Source organism: Nocardia sp. NPDC004151 (genome assembly GCF_042874235.1).
GTDB lineage: Bacteria > Actinomycetota > Actinomycetes > Mycobacteriales > Mycobacteriaceae > Nocardia.
This window is the reverse complement of record NZ_JBIAMR010000007.1, coordinates 81483-95884: the sequence shown is the minus strand read 5'-3', so window position 1 is coordinate 95884 and position 14402 is coordinate 81483. Positions and strand designations below refer to the sequence as shown.

Genomic DNA, 14402 nt, shown 5'->3' with positions numbered 1-14402 from the left:
ACGACCACAAACGCTCAACCGGCAAGACCTCGAAGGAAGCACTCGCGCACTGAGACGACGGTTGTCCAGCCTGTCTACGTCCGGATGCGCACCCACCAACGCCGCCGCGAATTAACAAGCCCGGGAAGGCAATCGGGAACACTACCGACTCCAGCGCGACTGCTTCCAACCCACACACCGGCCCCCACATCCCAGACCCATCTCCAAGGCTAACCCCGCGACCACATCGACGTCTTGACCTAAAGGTGCGCCATGAGCGGATGCTCATAGGAATCCGAGCTCACCCGTACTCGTGGCCGCGCGGACCTGCACGGTCAACGTCTCCACGGGGATCGAACCGCTACGGCTCTCGACCCTCGCGGTAAGAAGGTGCTGCCCAGAGGTTTTCGGGATCCACGACACCTTCGCCTGACCCCACCCGTTCGGGTCGCCACCCACCGTGCCGGTGCCGATGGTGGCCCCAGCGTCGAAGAAGGTGACCACCATGGCCGGAGCCCGCAGCTCCCGCAAGTCGCGCACGGCCGACAGCGCCGACCCACGCCTCCAGTCGGCGGTCGCGGAGGCTACGGCAGGACCCACGCGTAACTTCACGGGGATCGGCACGCCGGGCAGCATCAGGATGACGCTGTACAAGGAGGTTGTCGGGATGGCGGTGGTCGTATTTCTCAATCCGTGTCCCAAGTGTCGCCCCGAACCAAGCGATGCTCGCTGACGGGTCGGAAAACGGGAACTTCAGGTGGTGCACGCCGGTCAGCCGTGGAGACATGATGATCGAACCTTCCAGAACGTCCGCACGGCAGCCGTTGTGACGTGATCGGAGTGCCGTTGACGACTAAGTAGTTAGGTGCCATATTAATTTTATGACAACGGATCCGGAAGCCCTGGAAGTTCCCACTCTTGGGCAGGCGCGGTCGCAGATCCGGCGCTACGGCTTGGAATCGGAAGTCGATCCCCAGGCGGTGCTCGTCGCGGTGCGACTGCTGGCCGCCGGAGCGAAGCTCGGTCAGGCGGCAGAGACGCACTTCGCGCGGTTCGGGCTGTCCACCGGACGTTATCGACTGCTCGCCGACCTTGAGGACGCGGGCGGGGAGAAGTCGCCTTCGCAGCTGGCAGTCGGCCTCGGAGTAACGCGCGCAACGGTAACCGGGCTGATCGACGGCCTGGAACAGCAGGGGCTGGTGTGCCGGCGCGCTTCGGCCGAAGATGGTCGCGCCGTGATGGTGGTACTCACCGCGCGCGGCGCGCAGAAGCTGCGCGATATGGCGCCCGAGCATTTCGGCCGTTTGCAGTCGATGGTCAGCACGTTGACCCGCAGGGAGCGCACGGTCTTCCTCGACTTGCTCGAACGCATCAGTCAGGGCGTGGGCGCGCTCACTGCGGACTGACTGGACAACGTCAACCATCGATTTCTCCATTGCCATATAGTTAGGGAGCTAACTAGATGAATCTAGCGACCGCCAGTGCGCGATTCGTAGTGTGGCGAGAGGCCGTGTTTGCCTATGTCGCCCCGGCAGTCTGCGCAGGCGCGGGCGGAGTGGTCACCGGGCAGGCGGATCTGCTGTGCGCCGCGATGACCTCGATCGCAGGCACATCCGCGCTTGTCGCCTTCCTACTCGGAATGTGGTTGCGGCAGGGCGGGATCCGGGCTATTCGGCTGGGTCGTGCGGCGTCTGTCGCGCTCGCGGCTGGATTCGGGCTCGGCGCGACCGCGCTGGCCGCGCTAACTGCCCAACTCCTCACCGCTACGACGTTTTTCGCCGATCGCATTCGCATCGACTTACCGATCGCCGCCGCACTGGCCGCCACGATCATCACCTGGCGCTGGTGCTCGATCCAACGAAAGGCACATGGATGATCGCCATAATGGGAGCCACCGGCGCGACCGGCAATGCGCTCCTTACGCGTCTGCTCGAGCTCGGGATGCCGTGCCGGGCATTGAGCCGATATCCAGAACGGCTGCGCGCCATGCCGTATTCGCCTACCGATGTCGAGATCCGGTATGCCGACGCGGCGGACCCGGCCACGCTGCGGGCCGCGTTCGAAGGTGCCACACAACTCTTCCTCGCCATGACCAACGGCCCGGCGCAGGTCGAACTCGAAACTTGCGCAATCGATACCGCCGCCGAATGCGGTATCGAGCACGTGGTCAAACTCTCGGTGCCGACGGCCGCTCCGGACTCACCGGTGGCCATCGCGCGGTGGCATTACGCAATCGAGGAGGTGCTGCGAGCCTCCGGCATCACGCACACCGTGTTGCGCCCTTACGCGTTCACGCAGAAGTTGCTCTTGCTCGGTCCGGATGTGGCGACGAAGGGCGCCGTCGTCGGGACCATGGGCCAGGCCGCGTGCAACTACATCGACTGCCGCGATATCGCCGATGTCGCGGCTGCCGCGCATACACGAACCGAAATAGCAGGGGGCACATACACTCTCACCGGCGCAAAAGCCTACAGCTACCCAGAGTTGACGGCCTTGTTGAGCGCCATGCTCCACACTCCGATCCGCTATATCGATCTACCACCTGCCGACTTTCGCGAGCACCTCATCGAACAATCCGGCCTGCCGGGCTGGCTGGCCAACCACATCATGGAAATCCAGCGGCTGGCCATCACTCATCCAGAACGCCCGACCGACACCGTCGCCCGCATCCTCGGAAAGCCTCCTCGCACATTGGAATCCTTCCTGATGGAAAACCTTGAAGCGTTCCGGGACCGGGTGTAGGGCTGCCGTTAACGATCGTGTCACCCGGTACACGAACGCTCCCGAAACCCGGTTGAGGGAGGTTGGCGCGGCGTAGTTTTCGCGCGTGATGAGGGAGCTCGACCAGGATGAGCTGATCGACCGGTGGGCGCTGATCGGCAAGGAGCCGGAGCTGGTTGCCATCGAGCGGGGCGCGGCGAAGATCGGGTTTGCGCTGATGCTGCGGTTCTACACCGAGAAGGGCCGGTTCCCACGCGGGCGGTCGGAGATCCACGACGACGCGATCGAGTACATAGCCCGGCAGATCGGAGTCGACCGGACCGAGGTATCTGACTGCCGCTGTCGGTACGCGGTCGCTGTCGTTCTTCACGAACGAACACCACGGCAAAGAGCCATGGGAGATCGACCGGCAGGTGATGGTCGCGGTGTTCGAGTGGCGCAAGCGGGCGCCGCTGGGCAACGACCACGAAGATCAGGACGGTGATCTGACGTATCTGCGTGAGGCCCGGGCCCGCCCGAACTGACGGGCAGGGAAATGGAGGTTCGCCCTCGTCCCGGGGCCGAATCCGGGCTGAGCGATCGTGGTCGAAAGCTCATAGCGACGGTCGCTCGCGGGAGGTCCAGCTCAGGGTCTCTGCAGGTTCGCTGTCTTGGAAATTCGGCACAATCGGTCATGTCAGTTGCGATGACGAATCGAGCCCGTCGGGCTAGGCAGACCGGCGTGTTTCGCACCTTCTGGCACACGGAAGCGATCCGTAAAGATCGGATTGCCTCCAGTTCGCAGGATCGGGAAGTCCCGTGCTCCACGATGGGGCACGCACAACGATCAGTGGTTTCTCGGGCGGAGGCGGAATGGATCAGGTATTCGGCGAGGTACCCGCGGGGCTGATCACCGCAGAAGTGCGGCAGCTGATCGGGGAGATCCTCACCCGCTACGGTTCGGTCGACGCGTTTTGTGCGCGGCTGCACCGGCTGCTCGATGACCCCACCGACCAGATCCCGGCGGCCCTCGCAGCGCAGACACCGCCACGCGGTCGGCACCGGCTGCGAGCACTCTGACACCCGCCATCCAGGCGCGCGGTCCTGACCGCAGGCGCCCGCCATCACCACAACGAGCCGCCGGGTGATCCCAGCGGCGGTTACGGCGGGGCCGGTTACGCCGGGGTGGGTTATGACGCGGGTGGCGCAGCAGGGGAAGCGGCTGGCCCGATAGCCCCGGGTGGGGTGGCAACGGTGGCGGCTTCCCAGCCGACGGCGGTGGTTTGGCCGACGGGACCGGGTCCGGACCGGATGAGATCCGGCTGCGCCCCGTTGAGAACTCCATTTCTGCCGGGCGCAGCCCGTCTGTCGCTACTTGAATCCGACGGTGAAGTCGTGGCCCCACAGGCTGACCGCGGTGGATTCCCGCGCGATCCACGAGTGGTCGTCGACTTCGAGTCCCTCACAGCCGAATTCGATGTCGAATCCGCCCGGCGTCTTCATGTAGAAGGAGAGCATCTTGTCGTTGATGTGGCGACCCAGGGTGGCCGACATCTTGACCTTCTTACGGTTCGCGCGATCCAGGCAGAGGCCGACGTCGTCGGAGTTCTCCACCTCGACCATCAGGTGCACGATCCCGGTCGGGTTGGGCAGCGGCAGGAACGCCAGCGCGTGGTGGCGCGGGTTGCAGCCGTAGAAGCGCAGCCAGGCCGGGTCGCCGTCGGCGGGACGGCCCACCATCTGCGGGGGCAGACGCATGGAGTCACGCAGCCGGAAGCCCAGCACGTCCTGGTAGAACGCCTGCGCCGCAGCATCATCGGTGCAGGTGAGGACCACGTGGCCCAGACCCTGCTCCGCGGTCACGAACTTGTGGCCGTACGGGCTCACGAACCGGCGGCCCAGGTACTGCGCACCGTAGAACGCCTCCAGGGTGTTCCCGGCCGGATCCTGGAACCGGATCATGCCCTCGACGCGACGCTCACCGAGTTCTTCCTTGGTGCCCTCGGTGTAGGCGACCCCGGCCTTTGCCAGGCTCTCGCGCAGCTCCTGCAGGCCCTTGGCGTCGTTGACCTCCCAGCCGGAGACCAGCAGGCGGTCCTGCTCGCCGGGCACGATGACCAGACGCGCGGCGAAGTCGTCCATGCGCAGGTAGAGCGCGTCGGGGTTGAGCCCGCTGCCCTCCATCATGCCGAGCACCTTGAGGCCGTACTCGCGCCAGGCCGCCATGTCGGTGGCCTCGATACGCACGTAGCCGAGCGCTCGAATATTCATGGCCGTCCCTCTCGTTCGATATCGAATCGCACCATCGTCACGCGCTACACCATCGTGTCGCCGGTAGGCAGCCCGAAGGCGTGGTTGCCGTACATGACGTAGGCGCGCTCGGCGTCGTTGGCGGCATGCACGCGCCCGGCGTGCGCGTCACGCCAGAACCGCTGCAGCACTGTGCCATTCTCCAGCGCGGTCGCGCCCGCGGCCTCGAAGAGCCGATCGATGGAGGCAACGGCGCGACCGGTGGCGCGCACCTGATCGCGACGAGCGCGGGCCCTCAGGGCGAACGGAATCTCCCGCCCCGCGACCAGGCACGCGTACTCGTCGGCCACGTTTCCCGACAGCTGCCGCCAAGCGGCGTCGATATCGCTGGCCGCTTCGGCAATCCGGACCTTGCCGAACGGATCGTCCTTGGCCTGCTCCCCCGCGTAGGCGGCACGCACACGCTTGCCCTGATGCTCGATATGCGCATCCAGCGCCCCGTATGCCATGCCGACGATCGGACTGGAGATCGTGGTGGGATGGATCGTGCCCCAAGGCATCCGGTACACCGGGTCGGTATTGTGCTCCAGGCCGGGCGCTTTCGCCTCGCCCATCATCTTGAAGCTGAGGAAGCGGTGCGCGGGAACGAAGACGTTCTCGACCACGACCGTGTTGGACCCGGTGCCACGCAGGCCGACCACATTCCACACATCGTCGATGCGGTAGTCACCGCGGGGAATGAGGAAGCTGCCGAAGTCGACGGGCTTGCCGTCCTTGATGACCGGGCCACCGACGAAAACCCAGTCGGCGTGATCACAACCCGACGACCAAGCCCACGAACCGTTCACGAGGTAGCCGCCCTCGACTACCGTGCCCGCCCCCATGGGCGCGTAAGAGGACGCCACCCGGACATTGGGGTCCTCGCCCCACACATCCTGCTGTGCACGCTGGTCGAACAAGGCCAGATGCCAATTGTGAATGCCGAGGATGCCGGCCACCCAACCGGTCGAGCCGCACGCACCGGAGATCCTGCGGACGGTGTCGTAGAAGACGACCGGATCCGCTGCCCGGCCACCCCATTGACGGGGCTGCACGAGGGTGAAGAACCCGGTCTCCTGCAGGTCCTTGATCGATTCGTCGGGGATGCGCCGCAAGTCCTCGGTCTGCTGGGCGCGTTCACGCAGGCTCGGCAGCAAGGCCTCGACGCGGCCGATGATTTCCTGGGTCATCTCGCGGGATGCTCCTGACTATCGGGTGACGGGCGACCCCGACCACCACACAACTAGAACTAGTTCTAGTGAATATTGAGCATGGGGTGCTGTGGCGGTAGTGGATTAAAAGCCCTAAAGAATGGACTTTTGACCATTGCCCAGCCGTCGCGACATACCTCAAGCTGTCACCGTTCTGCAACAGGTTCCACCGTGTCGAGGAGTGAGTGATGGTGACAATCCCCCAGGGCCGCGGCAGGAAAGTCCGCGAAATCGACGTGGGCTCGATGCCGAACCGGTACGCCCGAGGCTGGCACTGTCTCGGCCTCGCCGAAACCTTCCGCGACGGTGAACCGCACGCGGTCAACGCCTTCGGCGGCAAGCTGGTCGTCTGGGCCGACAGCACGGGTGAGCTGAAGGTACTCGACGCCTACTGCCGGCACCTCGGAGGGGACCTCTCCATGGGAAAGGTCAAGGGCGACAATGTCGCCTGCCCTTTCCACGACTGGAGCTGGGGTGGCGACGGCAAGTGCAAGGACATTCCGTACGCGCGGCGTATACCCCCATTGGCCCGCACCCGGTCGTGGCTCGCCATGGAACGCAACGGGCAGCTGTTCGTCTGGCATGACCATGAGGGCAACCCGCCCGCGCCCGGAGTGACCATCCCGCACGCGCCGGGGGCCTACATCGACGCCGACGGCCGCGCCCTCGCCGAGGTGAATCCCACGTGGACGCCGTGGATCTGGAACTCGATCCTGATCGAGGGCTCCAACTGCCGTGAGATCATCGACAACATCGTGGACATGGCCCACTTCTTCTACATCCACTACGCCTTCCCGACCTTCTTCAAGAACGTCTTCGAAGGCGAGGTCGCCACGCAGTATCTGGAGACCAAGGGCCGCCCCGATGTCTTGGCCGGGGCCAAGTACGGAGGCGAGACGCTGCTGACCTCGCAGGCCTCGTATTACGGTCCGTCCTACATGATCAATCCGCTGCTCAACAGCTACGGCGGCTTCGAGGTGAGCAGTGTCCTGATCAACTGCCACTACCCGGTCACCCAGGACTCGTTCGTCCTGCAGTACGGCATCAGCATCGAAAAGCCCCGCGGCCTCCCGGACGAGGCCGCGGGGCAGCTCGCCGCCAAGATGACCGAGGGCATAGCCGCCGGCTTCCTGCAGGACGTGGAGATCTGGAAGCACAAGTCCAAGATCGAGAACCCGCTGCTGTGCGACGAGGACGGCCCGGTCTACCAGCTGCGCCGCTGGTACGAGCAGTTCTACGTGGACGTCGCCGACGTCGACCCGAAGTCGGTGCAGCGCTTCGAATTCGAAGTCGACACGACCAGGGCCAATGAGGTCTGGGAGGCCGAGGTCGCCGAGAATCTGCGCTCAACGCGGGAATCCGTTCCCGCCGGCCCGTCAACGGAAGCGTGAGGAGCGCCCGGCCACGATCCATGTCGCGGCCGCGCCGGTTTCTGCGGGTCGAGCCGCTGCCCGTGCCGCGACTTCGGTTGCCGAATACGGGCTCCCGCGATCAGATTCCCGCGACCCCGGCGAGGTGACCGATTCCGTAGGTGACGGCCATGGCCAGGGCGCCGCCGATGACAATTCGGGCGACCGTGCGAGCATGGCCGGCCCCGCTCAGGTACGCGCTGAGGTTCCCGGTCAGCGCGAGTGCGAGCAGGACCGCGCCGAACGTGACGGGGATTCGCACCGACGCCGGTGTCAGCATGACCGCGAGCAGCGGAAGCAGAGCACCCATGGTAAATGCGACTGCGGACGCCAGCGCCGCATGCCGCGGGTTGGTCAGCTCATCCGGGTCGATCCCCAATTCGGCGTCGACATGCGCGGCGAAGGCATCATGCGCGGTCAGCTCTTCGGCGACGGTCTGCGCAGTGGCCGGGGACAGGCCCTTATTGCGATAGATGGCGGCAAGCTCGGCCAGTTCCTCCTCCGGGCTCTCGAGCAGTTCACGACGCTCTTTTGCCAGCAGCGCCTGCTCACTGTCACGCTGCGAACTGACCGAAACGTACTCACCGAGGGCCATCGCCACCGCACCCGCGGCCAGACCCGCGATACCAGCGGTGACGACAGGTCCGGTCTCGGTGGTCGCCGCCGCTACGCCGACAACGATGCCGGATACCGACACAATGCCGTCGTTGGCACCGAGCACCGCGGCCCGCAGCCAATTCAACCGGGACGATAACCCCGCACTGTGCGGCTCCCACGCGTGCAAACCGCTCTTGTCCAATGCAGCTTTCTCTGAATCCGTACGCACATCGCAGAGAATAGGGGCCCGGCGGACCCGTCCGCCAGCAATGGCAGCCTCACCAATCTCAGGGCACCCTTGGCATCAATTACCCAGTATGGCAAGGCTTTCCGAACCACTTTGAACGGCTCGGCATCCACTCGGCCGCCAGCTCCTCACCGGTCTCGGCGCTGCAAATGGCAGCGGAGGATGAGGTCGCGCGACCGGCTCGATAATGCTGTTCCAGCGCTGTTGTCGTCGGGGTGCGCCAGCAGCGCGTGCACGCGGTGGTGTTCGGCGGCTCAGTTCACCGACATGTCCGGCATGGCTCCCGGTATGCCCGTATCGCACCTCCGCGCGAATACACCTGGGCGAAAACGCGTGCACGGAATCTGATTTCCAGCAATGACATCCGTCACAGCCGCGCCCAGATTTGACTCGAGGCGTTTCGGGGCTCAATATTGGTCTGTCTGCACCTCGCTAAGGGGTGTCCCGTAAGTCTGGGTCGGTGACGGTGACCGGTCCACCGGCCAGGAATCAGTAGGCGTGGGCGAGGTTGGCCAGAGTCGCCACCCCTGCCATCGCGACACCCACGCCATCACCGCGCAGACGGCAGTCGCGCAGAATCTTCCAGGTCTTCATCCGGGCGAAAGCGTGTTCGACACGGGCACGGACCTTGCGGTGGGATTTGTTGTGGGCCTGTTTCCATTCCGGCAGCTCGACACCGGGTACCCGGCGGTGCGGGATGATCAGACCGGTGCCCTGGTAGCCGCCGTCAGCGATCACCATCGCGTTGCGACAGGCGTGGGCGGCACCGGACTCGGTCCACGCGCGGCAGTCGTTGCGGTTGCCCGGCAACGGTTTTCCGAGCGCGACGACGAGTTCGGTGTCGGCATCGATCACGACCTGATGGTTGGTCGAGTACCGGTAGTTCTTACTCTGGGCGGCGACCTTGTGATCCTGGGTCGGGACCAGGGTTCCGTCCACGATCAGCACCGCGCCACGCGGGAACCGGGCCCGAGGCCTCAGCGCCAACGCCGGTCCGAGGTCGTCGATCACCCGGGCCGCGGCCGACTTCGAGACCCCGAACACCGCCGCGAGTTGACGCATCGTCAGGTTCGTCCGCCAGTAGGTGGCCACCAGCAACACCCGGTCTTCGAAACACAACCCCCACGGTCGGCCCCGTAACGGCCGGTCGGCGCCCTCGCGCCGCAACCCGGTGATCAGGCGAGCGAACGTGCGTGGCCGCAGCCCAGAGAACAACTCCACCATCACCGGATCTGTCGCCGAGATCACCACCCGTGGGACGATACCCGTTGCCGCTCAACCACTTACGGGACATCCCTTAGGCGAGGCTCCTGTACGAATACAGGCCACTGATCCGACGACGTCGAGAGACGCCCAGGGTTAGGACAGATCTCCCCGGATTAAGGGGTGATCCGAAGTGGCTTCCCGCACAATGGGATACGTCGTGCAGTGCCGAAGCTCTGACGAGAGGGGTGCCCACAACGTCGCTGGTCGCGATGTTGTTTCCCCTTCGCTTGGTGCGGCACCGGTTGGTGTGGTCGACGCGCGCGTGCGTCCTGGCGGCAAGGAGGTGAGGGACGAATTGAGTTCCGGCGATAGTCCGTATCCGAGTCCGGTTCGAAAACCATTGTCGTTCCCGGCTTGCCGCGTACTGAGCGCTTCCTGATTTCTCTTATCGTTCGTCGGCCGATTCGGCGACCGTTTGATTTCGTGTGCCCTGAATCAGGGGCCGACGGGTATTCGAGAATTCTGGTGGCATTCGGAGATTCCGTGGTAGGCCGATTCTCCGAAAAGAGTTTCATCATGGCCGTCATCGCATTCCCCCGTACCCCGCTGACCGTGCTGTCGGTGCTCGGGGACTCAGCGCGCCGAGTTCGCGCCCGCCACACCCTGACCGAATCCGAGCGGGCCAACCTGCGTATCGCTCGCTCCCCAGTCGCGGTCTACACCGCCTCGCTGGGCGGTCACCCTTACCACGCCTAGGCCCCTCGCGGTCGCGGGCTCGCGCTGCGCCGCTACCTGCCGCTCGCAGTGGTCCTGTTCGGCGTCAAGACCTTCCAGTCCATCACCGGATAGCCCGGCCCCGTGCTCGTTCGCGGTGTCGGCATGCTCTGCCGGGAGTGTGCCCACACCGCGGACCGAATCAGCCTCGGCTGAGCTGAATAGCCCTGACCACCAGCAGGATTCGATACCATGGTAGAAGAACTGTCTTTCCAGCTCGGGTCGGCTTCACGATTCCTGGGACCGCTGCGCATCTCGGATCATCTGCATCAGATCGCGAATTTGCTTGTCCTGCTGCTCGAGGTGTCGATGGATGTCCAAGGTGGTGGCCAGGATCGCGTCACTGTCCTTGTAGGTGGCCTCGGCCCGTTTGTCGGCGGCCGCGGCCAGGATGTTCTGGCCACGATGATGATGCTCAGGAGCACGAGCTGCAGGAACGTCTGACTGATCCACGAGACCAGGATGACGGGACTGCCCGAGCCGATCGCAGCGGGCAACGATACGAAACTGAGCGTGGCGAACGCGTACGCACACCACATGGTGCCGACACCTTTGGTGATCACGACAGCCAGGTTCGCGTTGAACCGCGTGTAACCACGCGGAATCTGGTGGCGCCATGGCCACATCGGTGATCTTCGGCGGCCCGGCCGCTTGAACGCCGCGGGCAGATCTTCTCGTCACTACCTCTGATCACCTGGACGCTATGGGAGATCGAGTTGGGTCGCGGTGAGTTGAGTAGGTCCGGCGAATTCGTGCGCCTTGGTGAATTCCCGGTGGTAAAAACCGAGGCCCAACCCGGCAAGAGTGTAGACCGCGGCGGCGAAGTATGCCTTCTTCATTGAGACTCCTAACAATGCGGACCAGCCGTTTTCCGATCCCGGCGAACGACAGTTGCAGACGGACAGCGTGCGGGCTCCGACGCTCACGAAGCTCGATTGGTGGTGCTCCAGAACCCGATCCACAGAGCATCGCTGAGACGATGTGCATGTTCGGTCATCTCGTCCAGGCCGGAAGCCGCCGCATCGCACAACAGCGGCACCGCGCGTCAGACGTTCACGGCCCGGCGCGCCGAATCCGCGGCGATCTCCGCGGCCCACGAGGAGATGGCGTTCCAGTCCCGCAAGTTGCCGTAGCGCCGTCCGCCCAACAGGAAGTAGCGCAGCCTGGCGCGTATCGGGAGCCCGGCGCGCTCGTAGCGTCCCGCGAATGCCCGGTAGCCGCGTACCGCCAGCGCATCCCGCACGATCGCAATCTCTTTCGGCACCGCACGCGCCACTCGTCGACCGACCGGACCCGTCAGCGCCGGAGCCATACCGATGCTGAAAAGCCACACATCCGGTTTCGCCAGCTGTTCCAGCCGCTGACAGGCGAAGACGACGAAGGACTTCAGCAACGCCTCGTGATACACCGGACTGCCCAGCACCACCGTGTCGAACCCGCTCAGGTCCGGCACCCGGTGACCGATCGCCACCACCTCCACCACCGTGTCGGAGGATTCGAGTCCCTTGCTGATGACTTCGGCGACTTCCTTCGTCGTCCCCTGCCCCGTCGCATAGACCACGGCCAACCGCCGCACCCATACCCATACCCATGCCCGCCAGCCTGCGGACCGTGCGCCGACTCTCGGCAGAGGAATTCTGCCCCTGCCCGTGGGACCACGGTAATCCGTTGTCCCGTCGATAGCGGAGGTGCATGGGAAGGGTCCCGGGCCGATCGCCGTCACAGCTCGGGACGAAAGTCCCCGATCCACTGGCGAAGGTCAGGAGGCGAATTCCGACCCTATCTCCGACAGCGCGTAGTTGATTACTTTGCGGTAGCCATAAGACGTATGCAAGGAGGATGCTGGTGACCGCGGTATCACCGAAACCTGAACTACCCGTGGCAGTTACACGCCCATACCCAGCCCGACGCGGACAGCGTGGCTCGTTCGCCTACAAGCTGATCACGACCACCGACCCCAAGGTGCTCGGCACCATGTATCTGGTGACCTCGATGGCGTTCTTCATGATCGCGGGCCTGATGGCGTTGCTGATGCGCGCCGAACTGGCGCGACCCGGAATGCAGTTCCTGTCACCCGAGCAGTTCAACCAGCTGTTCACCATGCACGGCACCATCATGCTGCTGTTCTACGCGACCGCCATCATCTTCGGATTCGCGAACATCCTGCTGCCCTTGCAGATCGGCGCACCGGACGTCGCCTTCCCACGATTGAACGCCCTGAGCTACTGGCTCTATGCATTCGGCGCGACCATGGCGACCGCCGGATTCATCACGCCCGGCGGCGCGGCCGACTTCGGATGGACCGCCTATGTGCCCTTGTCCGACATCATCCACTCCCCCGGCGTCGGCGCGGATCTATGGATCCTCGGGGTAGGCGTCTCGGGCCTGGGCACGATTCTCGGTGCGGTCAACATGCTCACGACGGTGGTCTGCCTGCGCTGCCCCGGCATGACCATGTTCCGGCTCCCCATCTTCACCTGGAACGTGGTGGTGGCGAGTTTCCTTATCCTGCTGGTGTTCCCGCTGCTAACCGCCGCGGCGCTGGCACTGTTCTACGACCGGCATCTGGGCGGGCACATCTACGATCCCGCCAGCGGCGGTGTGATGCTGTTCCAGCACTTGTTCTGGTACTTCGGCCACCCCGAGGTGTATGTCATCGCCTTGCCGTTCTTCGGCATCGTCTCCGAGATCCTCCCGGTCTTCAGCCGCAAACCGATCTTCGGCTACACCGGCATGGTCTACGCGACACTCGGCATCGCCGCACTGTCGATCGCGGTGTGGGCGCACCACATGTACGCCACCGGCGCGGTGCTGCTGCCGTACTTCTCGTTCATGACCTTCCTCATCGCGGTCCCGACCGGTGTGAAGTTCTTCAACTGGATCGGCACCCTCTGGAAGGGACAGCTGACCTTCGAATCGCCGATGCTGTTCTCGCTCGGATTCCTGGTGACCTTCCTCTTCGGCGGCTTGACCGGTGTCCTACTGGCCAGCCCGCCACTGGACTTCCACATCTCCGATACCTACTTCGTGGTCGCGCACTTCCACTACACGCTGTTCGGCACAGTCGTGTTCGCCACCTTCGCCGGCATCTACTTCTGGTTCCCCAAGATCACCGGCCGCATGATGAACGAGCGACTTGCCAAGTGGCACTTCTGGACCACGTTCCTCGGCTTCCACCTGACCTTCCTGGCCCAGCACTGGCTCGGCAACATGGGCATGCCCCGCCGCTACGCCGACTACCTGCCCAGCGACGGATTCACCACGCTCAACACCATTTCCACCATCGGATCGTTCCTCCTGGGCGCGTCGATGCTGCCGTTCATCTGGAACGTCTTCAAGTCCTACCGCTACGGCGAGGTCGTAACCGTGGACGACCCGTGGGGCTACGGCAACTCCCTGGAGTGGGCGACCTCCTGCCCGCCGCCGCGGCACAACTTCCATGAGCTGCCCCGAATCCGTTCGGAGCGACCGGCTTTCGAGCTGCACTACCCGCACATGGTCGATCGCATGCGCGCCGAAGCCCACGTGGGCTGGGGCGCCAAGGCGCACGAGGTCGCCGAAACCGGACTGGTGGCAACGAAATGACCCGCCGACAACAGACGCAGACCTTCCATGTACCACACCTTCCCCACGGGCTGATTGTCGTACTGACGGCGATCGTACTGATCGCCGGAGTGATCTGCTTGTCCCACCTCGCGGACTTCGACACGGCCGGCAAGCCGAATACACCCTCCGAATCGACTGTGACACATATTTGTCCGGGCACGCGGTGCACCGCCGAGGAGCAACGCTAACCCTGATGCCGAACGTGCGGATCGGCTGTCCCCCTGGCCATCCGCACCCCGGTGCGGCAGGCAGCTTCCGCGCCGTGCCGGTGGGACTTTGCCCCGAAAGACGAGAAGGAAGATAGAGCTACGTCGGCTCGGATCGAATCACGCCGTTACCGCAGCGGAGAAAGTCTCCGCCCCGAGGCCGACGTACACGAAGCCG

The 14402-nt window shown here is 64.6% G+C and carries 16 protein-coding genes and 1 riboswitch; of the genes, 8 read left to right on the top strand and 8 right to left on the bottom strand.

Annotation, left to right across the window (positions count from 1 at the left end):
- Window positions 1–264: 264 nt before the first annotated feature.
- Complete coding sequence (locus tag ACFYTS_RS17670; protein WP_387305339.1) at window positions 265–579, bottom strand: hypothetical protein; 315 nt, start codon at window positions 577–579, stop codon at window positions 265–267.
- Between the two features lie 281 nt (window positions 580–860).
- On the opposite strand from ACFYTS_RS17670, the gene ACFYTS_RS17665 reads away from it, so the two are divergent.
- The 5 genes from ACFYTS_RS17665 (at window position 861) to ACFYTS_RS17645 (ending at window position 3759) form a co-directional block, all read left to right on the top strand.
- Window positions 861–1385: a MarR family transcriptional regulator gene (locus tag ACFYTS_RS17665; protein ID WP_357277095.1), complete on the top strand. Its 525-nt coding sequence runs from the start codon at window positions 861–863 to the stop codon at window positions 1383–1385.
- Window positions 1386–1441: 56 nt separating this feature from the next.
- A complete protein-coding gene (locus ACFYTS_RS17660; protein WP_387305337.1) occupies window positions 1442–1855 on the top strand; it encodes a hypothetical protein in 414 nt (137 codons plus the stop codon).
- Window positions 1852–2721, top strand: coding sequence for an NAD(P)H-binding protein (locus ACFYTS_RS17655; protein ID WP_387305334.1), 870 nt, complete (start codon window positions 1852–1854; stop codon window positions 2719–2721). Before ACFYTS_RS17660 ends, ACFYTS_RS17655 begins: the two co-directional genes overlap by 4 nt.
- 88 nt (window positions 2722–2809) lie before the next feature.
- Entirely contained in the window at window positions 2810–3184 is a 375-nt protein-coding gene (locus ACFYTS_RS17650; RefSeq protein WP_387305880.1) for a DUF4158 domain-containing protein, read from the top strand.
- Between the two features lie 368 nt (window positions 3185–3552).
- On the top strand, window positions 3553–3759 hold the full coding sequence (locus ACFYTS_RS17645; protein WP_387305332.1) for a hypothetical protein: 207 nt from the start codon (window positions 3553–3555) through the stop codon (window positions 3757–3759).
- A 291-nt stretch (window positions 3760–4050) separates the two neighbouring features.
- Here ACFYTS_RS17645 and hsaC read toward each other — a convergent pair whose 3' ends face one another.
- Both hsaC and hsaA read right to left on the bottom strand, forming a co-directional pair.
- Complete coding sequence (hsaC, locus tag ACFYTS_RS17640; RefSeq protein ID WP_387305329.1) at window positions 4051–4950, bottom strand: iron-dependent extradiol dioxygenase HsaC; 900 nt, start codon at window positions 4948–4950, stop codon at window positions 4051–4053.
- Between the two features lie 44 nt (window positions 4951–4994).
- Window positions 4995–6158, bottom strand: a complete 1164-nt coding sequence (gene hsaA, locus ACFYTS_RS17635) for a 3-hydroxy-9,10-secoandrosta-1,3,5(10)-triene-9,17-dione monooxygenase oxygenase subunit (RefSeq protein ID WP_387305327.1) — start codon at window positions 6156–6158, stop codon at window positions 4995–4997.
- A 209-nt stretch (window positions 6159–6367) separates the two neighbouring features.
- Between hsaA and ACFYTS_RS17630 the strand changes: the two genes are divergently transcribed.
- A complete protein-coding gene (locus tag ACFYTS_RS17630; RefSeq protein ID WP_387305324.1) occupies window positions 6368–7570 on the top strand; it encodes a Rieske 2Fe-2S domain-containing protein in 1203 nt (400 codons plus the stop codon).
- 100 nt (window positions 7571–7670) lie between these two features.
- Here the strand turns inward: ACFYTS_RS17630 and ACFYTS_RS17625 are convergent, their stop codons facing one another.
- Together ACFYTS_RS17625 and ACFYTS_RS17620 are read right to left on the bottom strand one after the other, a co-directional pair.
- Window positions 7671–8330: a VIT1/CCC1 transporter family protein gene (locus ACFYTS_RS17625; RefSeq protein ID WP_379263028.1), complete on the bottom strand. Its 660-nt coding sequence runs from the start codon at window positions 8328–8330 to the stop codon at window positions 7671–7673.
- Window positions 8331–8921: 591 nt separating this feature from the next.
- Window positions 8922–9656: a transposase gene (locus tag ACFYTS_RS17620; protein WP_387305877.1), complete on the bottom strand. Its 735-nt coding sequence runs from the start codon at window positions 9654–9656 to the stop codon at window positions 8922–8924.
- A 63-nt stretch (window positions 9657–9719) separates the two neighbouring features.
- A riboswitch (M-box (ykoK) riboswitch) is annotated at window positions 9720–9890 on the top strand.
- A 324-nt stretch (window positions 9891–10214) separates the two neighbouring features.
- On the opposite strand from ACFYTS_RS17620, the gene ACFYTS_RS17615 reads away from it, so the two are divergent.
- On the top strand, window positions 10215–10394 hold the full coding sequence (locus tag ACFYTS_RS17615) for a hypothetical protein (protein WP_387305320.1): 180 nt from the start codon (window positions 10215–10217) through the stop codon (window positions 10392–10394).
- 246 nt (window positions 10395–10640) lie between these two features.
- Here ACFYTS_RS17615 and ACFYTS_RS17610 read toward each other — a convergent pair whose 3' ends face one another.
- The 3 genes from ACFYTS_RS17610 to ACFYTS_RS17600 form a co-directional block, all read right to left on the bottom strand.
- Window positions 10641–10865 carry a hypothetical protein gene (locus tag ACFYTS_RS17610; RefSeq protein WP_387305318.1) on the bottom strand — a complete coding sequence of 75 codons (225 nt, stop codon included), beginning with the start codon at window positions 10863–10865 and terminating at the stop codon, window positions 10641–10643.
- Window positions 10866–11113: 248 nt separating this feature from the next.
- On the bottom strand, window positions 11114–11251 hold the full coding sequence (locus tag ACFYTS_RS17605) for a DUF2871 family protein (RefSeq protein ID WP_387305315.1): 138 nt from the start codon (window positions 11249–11251) through the stop codon (window positions 11114–11116).
- 206 nt (window positions 11252–11457) lie between these two features.
- Window positions 11458–11973 (bottom strand): flavodoxin domain-containing protein, encoded by a 516-nt coding sequence (locus ACFYTS_RS17600; RefSeq protein WP_387305874.1) that lies wholly within the window; start codon window positions 11971–11973, stop codon window positions 11458–11460.
- Between the two features lie 284 nt (window positions 11974–12257).
- On the opposite strand from ACFYTS_RS17600, the gene ctaD reads away from it, so the two are divergent.
- The gene (gene ctaD / locus ACFYTS_RS17595) at window positions 12258–13997 is read left to right on the top strand and encodes a cytochrome c oxidase subunit I (protein WP_213555951.1); all 1740 of its coding nucleotides are present in this window, start codon (window positions 12258–12260) and stop codon (window positions 13995–13997) included.
- Window positions 13998–14402 lie beyond the last annotated feature (405 nt).